The following is a 10871-nucleotide window of genomic DNA, read 5'->3' as shown; positions in this document are numbered from 1 at the left end:
TATTCCTTTTGGCTGTGAAAATCTGCTCAAATGGACGAGATTAAAGGTAAATTGCAACGCATCTGGTCATGTTTTGGCTGTGAAATTCCTATGAGTAAAAAACACAAGATGACACCATAAAGGGTGGCTGGTGACTTGTGATCGGTGACTGATCGTTGATGTAATCCCAGGCACGAGGCACTGATCACTCCTCACATTTTACCGAATATGTCAGGCTTACAGGTTCACTTCCGATGGTTTGATTTCCAGGATCTGAATGTGGTCTTTGAGGGTGAGTTTGTAGGATTTACTTTGTGTTTTGGTATCCGATGGTTGGTCTGAAACCAATGGATTGTACAGGTTGATGTCCTTTGATTTACCATTGAATTGGATACTGATCTTTTTGTGCTTTCCTTCAACAAAACTGCGACTGTCGAAATCATAATTGGTGCCTGCATTCCAGATCAACAAATAATGCGTGCCGTCTTTTTTCTGTAAAAGCGTGTGGTAGGTATCGCCATCGGCTCCGTCTATTGAATAATCCAAAGCAGTCAGTGCGTTGGTTTGCTCTTTTTCATCAAGAATTTTAATCATATTCTGCAGCGCCAGATAGGTCGGTGTTTTGCTCATGTCATAGCGTACAATACCAAAATCATCCTGTCCGCCATTGGGGTTGTGGTCCGCATGATCGACCAACTCATAAATATAGGTGCGTTTGATGCCAAAGTTGAAGTAATGACAGAGCAATCGTGGCAGATAATACGCCTCTGACTGCTCATGAATACCATTTGGATTTTTGGCGACATAGCCAATTTCGTTGTGATAGCCCGCCTCGGTAGCCCATACATTTTGATTGGCGTGAGGGTCATTGGGGTTGGCCTCATTTACTTTGACCATGTACTTTCTCAAGTTACTGTCCTCGGCTTCGGGTTTGTTTGTTCCGTGATAGGAATGAATGTTGTAATGATCGGATTTATCAGTCATCGGGCCCATCCACACCACTCGGTTGGGGAAAGTCGGCGAGGGCGCAATCACGGGCATATTGGCGATGCGTTGGTTGGGATGTTGCTTTATTTTGTTGAACAAAAACTTTTGGTGCTTTTGGGTATCATCCGCCCAGTTGGCAGGCTCGTTGGGGCCTTTGGCCTGGGCATCGTTTTCGTTGGCGCCTTCTATCGCTACGATGGCATCGAGGTAAGGTGCAAGCCCATCGATTTTTTCGCTAACCTCTTCAAACGACTTAAAGGGTTTGTGCCATGGAAAAACGGCAATGGTTTTGATACCATAGGTATCGTAGAGGTGCATGATGTTTTTTCTTCCCAGGTCGGTATCGGCTACGGCACGGTCACGAATATAGCGGATACCCAGGTCGCCGAGCAGTTGGGAAAGGGTGTCGAACCGCTGAACATAAGGCTGACTGTTGTAGGAAAAATGCGTGCAGATACCGATCGACTCCATGAAATCAAAATTGGAGCGGGGCATTTCTTTTTGTGCGTATGCGAACGAGCTGATGAACAGCAATAAAAATAGGAGATGTCTTTTCATCGTAAAAAATTTATAATTGATGATATAAAAATAGCCACCAGAATCTCCAGTGGCTATCTCCATAGGCGCAAACGCTATAATCATTTACTCAATAATGACTTTGTAGGTGCCTGCATCCAACTGAACAAGGTACACCCCTGCCGATACGCCTTCGACATTGATCTGTGTACCTTCCCCGCTCAAAATTAATCTCCCTGTACTGTCAAGTAGTCGGTAATGCTGATCTCCTTCCCCACTGAAATAAATCACGCCATCTTTCACGGGGTTGGGATAGATCACGCTCCCACTCTCCGATGCAGCCATTCGTCGGGCGTTGCCCAAACTGCTGATCTCCCACTGCACGCAATTGCCCGTACCATTGTGGGTAACGATGCGGGTGCCGGATGTTTTGAGGCAGTCTTCGTTCTTCATCCTTACCCCTGCCCCCACTTTGCTTTCCAGCAGGAAGCGATCCGAATGGCCACTAAGGGGGATTAATTTCCATTTGGTGCCATCGCCCGTACCATTATGGGATTCTACTTTTTCTCCCAGGGTAGCGCTTTTATTGTCGGGACGAATCCACAGGTTTCGCTGTTGGTTTTTGATAAAATAATAACCGTCCTCCTCGGATTTGGTGAACTGCCATTGGTGATCAGTATTATTGCTGTTCATATTTCCCAGCGTAACAGCCTGACCTGCCGAGCCCGAAGGCATAGAAAGGTAGCGTTGGCTGTCAATGTTCTTCAAGGCATAAGTTCCTTCTTCAAGCAAGAAACCCGAAGGCGTAACTTCTACCACCAAAATATGATCATTGACCTGCAAAGAAACGCTCTGCTCGTTGTCATAAGTTTTCAACGGATTCAGTCCATTGGCCAGGGTAGATGGGTTAGTTGGCTTGAAGGTTCTGATCTTCTTTATAGGTTGATTGAAGGTAATCGTTGCCCCTTTGCTTGGTGGGTTGGTCAATTGCCCCGTGGCATCATTGAAGCTGTCCACCGCCTGCCACAAGACAATAAAATATCGGCCATCGCTGTGCTGAAATACCATTTCTTCCACCACGTCCAGACCAGCGCCACTTATGCTGTAATCCAAATCCCGAGTACTGAAATTAGAGCTATTGTCCTGCATTAGGGCAATCAGATTTTTCAGGGATTTGTACTGCGGTGTTTCGTTGAGGTTCCAGTCTATCATTCCCCAGTGTTTACCTCCTTCGTGAGTGCTGTTTTCATCCGCAAAGCGGAAATTGGCAATGTACCGGAAGCCCATTTTATAGAGATAAAGGTAGCTACGGGCAATGTAAATGGCGTCCGCTTCCGGAGAAACACCACCCGTACTCAGGTCATTGTGTGTCCCCATTTCGGTTGCCATCTTCACCTGCCCATTATGAATCAGATCACAACGGTCGAGCCACTCATCAAGTCGGGGGTGGAGCTCAGAGATTTCCCAGGTATAAGGGTGGGTATTTCCCAAATCCGAGTAGTTGGTCAAGTTGTCCAATTTGGTGTAACCATAGGAATGCGCCAGAGACGGGCCTGCTACCAAGACCCCATTGAAATCCGTATCATTTTTCACGGCTGGGTATAAGACTTTTTGCCATTCAAAAATTTCCGTGCTTTCTGTATTGGGATTAGGTTCATTGGGCCCTTCAATGACCATCAGTGAGGAACCATAATTTCTTGCCAGATTGAGGTTCGAAGCAAGGTTGGAGGTGTTTCGAAAGGTTCCGCTGTAGCCTGATACAAAAGAAACTTTTAGCCCATAGGGTGCGGGGTCATATCCTAACCATTTACCTGTCCGAAAGAATCGGGCGCCAAGCTCAGATGCTTTTTGATAAAAATAGGGAACGTCAACATTTTGAGCATCAAAGTCAGTCCAGTTATTTGCCCCACTGACCCCAACATTATCTAAAAAATCATTACACTTAATGACTTGTGCAGACAGTGAAACCGGTAAGCAAATAAAGAGCAGCAGGAGGCCCGATTGTAGGAATAAATTTTTCATAAAAATTAATTTTTGGGTTAAAAAAATAGATGGTGCACTATCAATTACTTAAAGTTCAAACAAATAACACGAAACACTTATCGCTATATTCTCAAAAACAGAACTACAATAAAATGAGACCCCAAGAATAAGTTGAGGCTGCCCTTTTCCTTACTTTTATTACATTCAACTGCTGTTATTATTTTTAGAATACTTTTTAATATGCGAACCGCACTTCCACTGTTTTTTATTTGTTGTCTGTTTTGGGCCTGTCAACCAGCGCAAAAACTTGACCTAAACTTACAATCACCTGATGGGCACATCAACCTTAATTTTGATCCCGATGCTTTCCAGTATACTGTCAAAAAAAATCAAAAAGCCATCATGGCCCCTTCTCAACTTGGACTGATATTTAAAGAAGAGATTGCCAATGGACCGTATCAATTGATCAACAGTACAAAAAATAATCATCAGGAAAAATGGCAACCTGTTTGGGGGCAATTTGATGAATTCGAGGATCATCATAACGAAATGATTTTGAATTTAGAAAATGCCCAGGGGTTTAAAATGAATGTGATCTTTAGGGCATTTAATGACGGGCTAGCTTTCCGTTATCAGATTCCAGCGCAGAAGACCAAAACCAGCCTTCATTTGATCGACGAACTGACGACTTTCGCACTCGCGAAAGAAGATACCGTTTGGTGGACCGAAGGAAATGCCAATACCTACGAGCGACCTTATCAAAAAACATTAACCACCGCCCTTGATTCTGCCAATACGCCCATTACCATTGAAGGGGAAAACGGTCTGATTGTTTTGCATGAAGCCGCTCTGGTTGATTATTCGGATATGCGACTTAAAAATGTAGGAAACAATACCTACAAAGCACATTTGTGTCCGTGGCCTGACGGGACCTTGGTTAAGACGCAAAGCCCGATGCAAAGCCCGTGGCGAACCATTATTTTAGCCGATGACCTCAATGGCTTGGTGGCTTCGTCAATGATTTTGAACCTGAATGAGCCTTCGAAAATAAAAGACACGAGCTGGATTCACCCCTTTAAATACATTGGCATCTGGTGGGGAATGCACACGGGTTATTATACCTGGACCGAAGGAGAAAGACATGGCGCAAATACTAAGAATGCCAAAGCCTACATTGATTTTGCTGCTAAGCATAATATTGAAGGCGTATTATTTGAGGGATGGAACAAAGGATGGGAGAATTGGGGGAAAGGAAATTTCTTTGACTTCGTTACACCCTATGATGATTTCGATTTTGAAGAAGTGGCTGACTATGCCCAAAAGAAAAATGTGCAACTGATCGGACACCACGAAACGGGTGGAAATATCCCGATGTATGAGCAAAAGCTGGATACGGCCCTGAAACAGTTGGTTCATTTTGATATGCATGCCTTGAAAACAGGTTATGCGGGAGGGATCATTCCCGAAGGGCAACCCAAGCATGGACAATTCATGGTCCGTCATTATTTGGAGGTGGTGAAGAAAGGAGCAGAAAATAAAATCATGATCAATGCCCATGAGCCCATTAAGCCAACGGGATTGGAACGCACCTACCCCAATATGATGACCCGTGAGGGCGCTCGGGGAATGGAATACAATGGCTGGAGTAAAAAAATTACCCCGGAGCACACGACGGTTTTGCCCTTTACCCGCATCATAGCCGGACCGATGGATTATACGCCAGGCATCTTCAATATTACTTATGATGGACAAAAACAGCGTTGGCACCCAAAAGATACTTTTGCCATTACGCGCGTGAATACCACTTTGGCGAAGCAAATGGCTTTGTGGGTGGTGCTTTACAGCCCACAGCAGATGGCTTCTGATTTGATTGAAAATTATGAAGGGCATCCCTGTTTCAAGTTCTTTCAGGACCTGCCGTCAAAATGGAATGAAAGCCGTGTGATTGATGGAAAGATTGGTGATTTTGCCGTTATCGGCAGAAGACACGAAAATGACTGGTACGTCGGAGCAATCACCGATGAGCATCCACGAAAGCTGAAAGTTGAGTTAGACTTTTTAGAGAAAGACAAAAAATATCGTGCGGTCATCTATGGCGATGGACCAGAAACGGATTATGATAAAAATCCTAAAGCCTATCAAATTAAAACGATTGATGACTTGAGTTCAGCAGATCGTTTGGAGCTTGATCTGTGTAAAAGCGGAGGCTCGGCGATACAGATTATACCGCTATAAAAAATCAAAAATTTTCCGATAAATCCTTTCGATGCGAGCTCAATCTGGGTTCGCTTTTTTTATGGTCAATCCCCTCCAATAATATCCCTTCCCAAATCCCCTACTTTTTGTATCTTTGTTTGATACAGCACCGAAGCAGTCTATGAAAAAATTACCCATTGGTCGTTCTGATTTTCGCCAAATTCGCCTGGAGGACAATTATTATATTGACAAGTCATTGTTCATCGAGGAACTGATGAGCGGAGGGGCACAAGCCTATCTGTTCCCGCGTCCACGCCGATTTGGGAAGACGCTCAATATGAGTATGCTGTATTACTTTTTTGATATAGACCATGCGGAAGAAAATAAAGATTTGTTCAAAGGCTTGGCCATTGAGAATTCGCCTGCTTGGGCGCATCAGGGAAAGTATCCTGTTATTTTTCTGACTTTTAAGGAATTGAAGCAACGCTCATTTGACGATATGCTGGAGGCCCTTCAAGAGCAATTGGGGCAATATTTAAAGAAAAATTTCAGTTACCTTTTGTCTTCTGATGAATTGGATGAGTTTGACAAAGCATATTTGAAAAAGATCATTTTGGGTGAGGGCCGAAAGGTACAGCTACAACAATTTCTACAATCCATCACAGAATTTTTACATCGGCACCATGGCATAGCACCGATTATTTTAATTGATGAATACGATGCGCCAATCCATGCCTCTTACGAAAATGACTACCTTGCTGAGATGCTGGATTTTATGCGTAATTTTCTCTCAGCAGGCTTCAAGGATAATGAACATTTGACCAAGGGAGTAATTACGGGAATCCTGCGAGTGGCGAAGGAGAATATCTTTTCTGGTCTGAATAATATAGCAACCTTTTCCATTCTGGATGAGCAGTTTTCCAGTCAGTTTGGGTTAACGGAAATGGAGGTTTCCAAAGTACTAAATGACACAGGTTTTTCTGGGGATCGCAGTCAGGTCGATGATTGGTATAATGGCTATACTTTCGGAAAAGTGGCACGCATTTACAATCCATGGTCCATTCTGAATTTCATTTTCAGAGATGGAGAGCTTAGTCCCTATTGGGTAAATACCTCTTCAAATGAACTGATTCAAAGGATTTTACCAAAAGCAGATAAGGTTACCCAAACTCTTTTATTTGACTTGCTGGAAGGAAAATCAGTTGAAACATCTATTGATGAGTTCACTGTCTTCGAGGACCTGTACAAAGGGAAAGCATCGACGGTATTCGGCCTATTGTTGTTCAGTGGATATTTGACAACAGCAGGTAAAGTGCAGAAAGAGGAAGAGCGACTGTATCATCTTCAGATTCCGAACAAGGAGATCAAGAGCATGTACAAACAGACGTTGAAGCGTTACCTGAAAGCGAGTGATCAGGTGTCAGACAATACTTTGCTCGAGGCTTTGCTCAATCAGCAATACAAAACTTTTGCCGATGCACTTCAGCGGTATTTGTTGAACTCATTCAGCTTTTTCGATATCGGTAAAAATGGTGATTCGCCCGAGAAAGTATATCATGCCTTCATGCTTGGGCTGATGGCTCATTTGAGTGGAGATTATCATGTTAAATCCAATCGGGAAACAGGCTTCGGGCGGTCTGATCTGATGATTTGCCCTAAAGATCCAAACGATCCCAAAGCGTGGATTTTGGAGTTCAAAAAGAAGAATCTTGATACCAAAGGGACTTTGGAAGAACTTGCACAAAATGCCCTGGATCAAATCAAGGAAAAGCAATATGTGCATGATCTTCAGGAGGCTGGTCATACGGAGATCTTTGCTATGGGCATTGCTTTCGATGGAAAAAAAGTGGCTTGTGCTTTTTAAGAAAAAAGCCACCCGAAAAAATTCAGGTGGCTCAACTTAGAGAATAATCTATCTTATTTAGCTGATGCTTGGTAATGCCAATATACCGTATCCTTCAACCGTTTGCCATCTATTTTGGCTTCGACGGTCAGTTCATTTTTTCCGCTGTTTAAGTGAATTTCATTGAAAACAAGCGTATGCATTGGGTTCATGTTTTTCTGATGGCTTATCTTTTTGCCATTGAGGTAAAAAGTTACTTTTTCAGCATTAGTAAACACTTTCATTTCTGTTTCTGCCTGTGCGCGTTGATCGTTTCGTCGCCCTTCGATATACAGCACAGGTTCGTCCGACCAGTTGGCTTTATAGAAATAGAAAGCATCTTTTTTGGTTTTGCGGTCATAGCTTACCAATCCTTTGTGGTTCAGAAAAGGAGTACCTCCCCGATTCCAGCCTGCCACCGAAAAGTCAAACATATTCCACACAAAACTCGCCCATACGAAAGGTCGGTCCTTGAGTATTTTCCATGTCAATTCGTGGTATTGGGTTTGTACCATTTCGGGAAAGTAACGTCCCGAAGGTTTTTCAAGCATGTCCGCCTGTTGATGCATCACATTCCCTCCGATACCATACTCACTGATGCCAATCGGTCGGTCAGGAAAGTCATGATGTGATTCATCCAAAAAGGTAGCCATGTCTTCAAATTCTCCATAGTACCACCCGAAATACTTGTTCCATGCCTGTAAATCGGTGATATTGCCCATATTCGATACCATCCCACGGTCACTTGCTGAGGTCGTCAGGCGGGAAGGATCCAATTCATGGGCCAATGAATTCAATGATTTGGTCAAAGGAACACAGGCTTCCTCAGGGCTGTCATAGGCACGTACTTCATTCCATATTCCCCAGAAACAGATACTTGGGTGATTGTAATTTTGCAGGATCAGCTCGGTTAGTTGTTGGTGCGCATTATCCCTTTCTCGTCCGCTGTAATCATGAACAAATGGAATTTCTGCCCAAACCACCAAACCTGCTTCATCCGCCTGCTCGTAGGTGATTTCCGAATGCTGATAATGAGAAAGGCGCAAAGCCGATGCCCCAATTTCCTGAACCAATTCCATGTCTTTTTGATGGTGATCCATAGTTAATGCAGGCCCCACATCCCGCCACTCCTGATGCATCGCTACTCCGTACAATCGGTAAGGTTCGCCATTAAGGAAAAAGCCTTTTTCCGCATCAACGGCAAAGGTCCGCAGGCCAAATTGCTCGCTTACCTGATCACCATTTGGCAATTTGACCACTACCCGATATTGTTTCGGTGATCGTTTTCCGTGCCATAGCTTTGGAGCGTCGATCGAAATTTTTTCTTTCAGAATATACTCCCTTTGATTTTCAGGCAAAGGCAGGTTTTGGTCGAACACCTTTTTTCCTGATGGATCAAACACTTGACAAAGAACAGTTTTAGCATGATCGTCCCCAAGCTGAAGATGAGCAGACAGTTCTATCTCCGCTGTTTTTTGATTTACCTCAAGCTGATTGACAAACACGCCAGAAGTTGCGTGATAAAGCGGTGAGATGTTTGATTTAGGCGTGGAAAAGACGGTAACAGGGCGATAAATACCGCCATAAATATTAAAGAGGTTGTCGGTTACCGGCAGAAATTTAAAGTTGGGTGCATTGGTTACTTTTACAGCAAGCTGATCTGTACCCTGTCCCGAAAGATGGTCCGTCAGTTCGAAGCAAAAAGCACTGTAGCCTCCTTTATGGACACCAATTTTTTTCCCATTCACAAAAACTTCCGCTTTGTTGCCAACGCCTTCGAAGCGAATAAAAATCCTTTCCCCTTTCATGGATGATGGTACCTGAAGCGCTTTCCGGTACCATGCAGGCCCACGGTAATAACCCACTTCCGTCAGGGCTTCCATCGAATAGGTATGTGGTACCTGAACCATTTCCCAATCATGATCCACATAATCAGTTTGTTTCGCTTGATTGATATTTCCTTTATAAAATTTCCATGCTTTTAATTCAATATTTTTGCGGTGGGTATAAACGGTGCTTGATGCAAATACAGAAATATTTATCAAGCACAAAATCAATAGGTTGATGATTATCTTCATTAAATTAACTATTTTTTCGCATCACTTCAGCCAAAATACTTTCAACAGAAAGTTCCGTAGAGGGTACTTTCAAATTTAAAATAATATCCTTGAATTCAGGTTCAAAAAATTGGGCATATTCAAACACGGACATGCCCTTTTCAGGTCGCCACGGGGTGCCAGGCTTGTAATGCTGATCGCCTTTTTCGTATCGGATACGGTCAAATTTCACCTTGGAATTAACCCATTGCGGATAAACCTTTTCCTTACGGGCATAAGGCAAGATATATCGTACTGATTTTTTCACTGAACCCCCATCGGCATTCTGATAGTTGTACCAATAATTTTTTTGCTCAGGCAGGCACAACAGCGTGGATAGCAAAGGCTTCATGCCCCCACAATGATAACTCATCGCATCGCGATAAACCATGTCGAAAGAGCGTCCATCAGCATACAGGTTTTTATCGATGTACTCCTGAATACCTTCATTAGCGTAGGTCAGAAGCGTTTTATTCCCTAAAATGGTCCCTGCCATAGCAGAAATTTTCAGGCGCTTGGATTTCCAGTTGCCCATTTCTTTTTTCCCGAACTGACTGTTGAGCGTCCCCAATTTCAACACCCAGGCATCAATGATTTTTTGTTCGTCCGCCTTAAAATCCGACCGAAAGAAATAGTAGGAGGTCAGAAAGGGCGTCAGCTTATTTTCATTGATCGGATTGCCCGTAGGCTCAAATTCCTTTGCCCAGGCAAGGATATACTCTTTTGATTTGGAAAGAAAACGTGGATCTTTGGTGGCCAAAAAAGCATAGAGCAACGATTGCATTTTTTCAGCATCCTTCAGCTTCTTTTTACATGCCACCCGTTTGGGATCATGATCTACTTTTCCTTCATAATAAATAGCCTTCACGGGTTGAGGAGAAAGTGATAAAACCTTCTTGGCTATAAGGACTTCCTGATCGAATGCCCATTTAGCTTGCGGATGCTGTTTGATGTACTGATAAATTGTTTCGGCATCAGACCGCTCAATCATGATCGTTGGGCGGATACTGAGGCTGACTTTCTCGGCTTTGGCGGAAAGCACAAGCATGCAAAAAAATAAAAATATAAAACGCATGGCAGATTAAATTAAAAGTTATTTGGAGCGAGGACGTTTCCTGTGTTTTGGGTCGTAGTGGGGACACTACTGTTGTACCCCTTAGAGACAGAACGATAATTTATCCACAGATTAATGGGATTTATGAGATTAGATATGGCTCATCGAATAGGTTATT

Annotated in this window: 6 protein-coding genes; 2 read left to right on the top strand and 4 right to left on the bottom strand. The window is 43.4% G+C overall.

The genetic code is table 11. The features are described 5' to 3' along the window. Positions 1-216: 216 nt before the first annotated feature. Entirely contained in the window at positions 217-1524 is a 1308-nt protein-coding gene (locus tag AAA970_RS22985; protein ID WP_338239229.1) for a hypothetical protein, read from the bottom strand. An 84-nt stretch (positions 1525-1608) separates the two neighbouring features. After that, a complete protein-coding gene (locus tag AAA970_RS22980; protein WP_338239228.1) occupies positions 1609-3504 on the bottom strand; it encodes an RICIN domain-containing protein in 1896 nt (631 codons plus the stop codon). Between the two features lie 201 nt (positions 3505-3705). Here AAA970_RS22980 and AAA970_RS22975 point away from each other — a divergent pair, with 201 nt between their 5' ends. Further along, the gene (locus tag AAA970_RS22975; RefSeq protein ID WP_338239227.1) at positions 3706-5700 is read left to right on the top strand and encodes a glycoside hydrolase family 97 protein; all 1995 of its coding nucleotides are present in this window, start codon (positions 3706-3708) and stop codon (positions 5698-5700) included. Positions 5701-5842: 142 nt separating this feature from the next. Beyond that, positions 5843-7525, top strand: a complete 1683-nt coding sequence (locus tag AAA970_RS22970) for an AAA family ATPase (protein ID WP_338239226.1) — start codon at positions 5843-5845, stop codon at positions 7523-7525. Positions 7526-7578: 53 nt separating this feature from the next. Here AAA970_RS22970 and AAA970_RS22965 read toward each other — a convergent pair whose 3' ends face one another. Continuing rightward, positions 7579-9621, bottom strand: a complete 2043-nt coding sequence (locus AAA970_RS22965) for a glycoside hydrolase family 2 protein (protein WP_338239225.1) — start codon at positions 9619-9621, stop codon at positions 7579-7581. A gap of 4 nt (positions 9622-9625) precedes the next feature. Further along, entirely contained in the window at positions 9626-10714 is a 1089-nt protein-coding gene (locus tag AAA970_RS22960) for an alginate lyase family protein (protein WP_338239224.1), read from the bottom strand. Between the last annotated feature and the right edge of the window lie 157 nt (positions 10715-10871).

Origin of the sequence: Persicobacter diffluens (assembly GCF_036244895.1) — a bacterium.
Classification (GTDB): domain Bacteria; phylum Bacteroidota; class Bacteroidia; order Cytophagales; family Cyclobacteriaceae; genus Persicobacter; species Persicobacter diffluens.
This window is presented reverse-complemented; position numbering and strand designations above follow the sequence as displayed.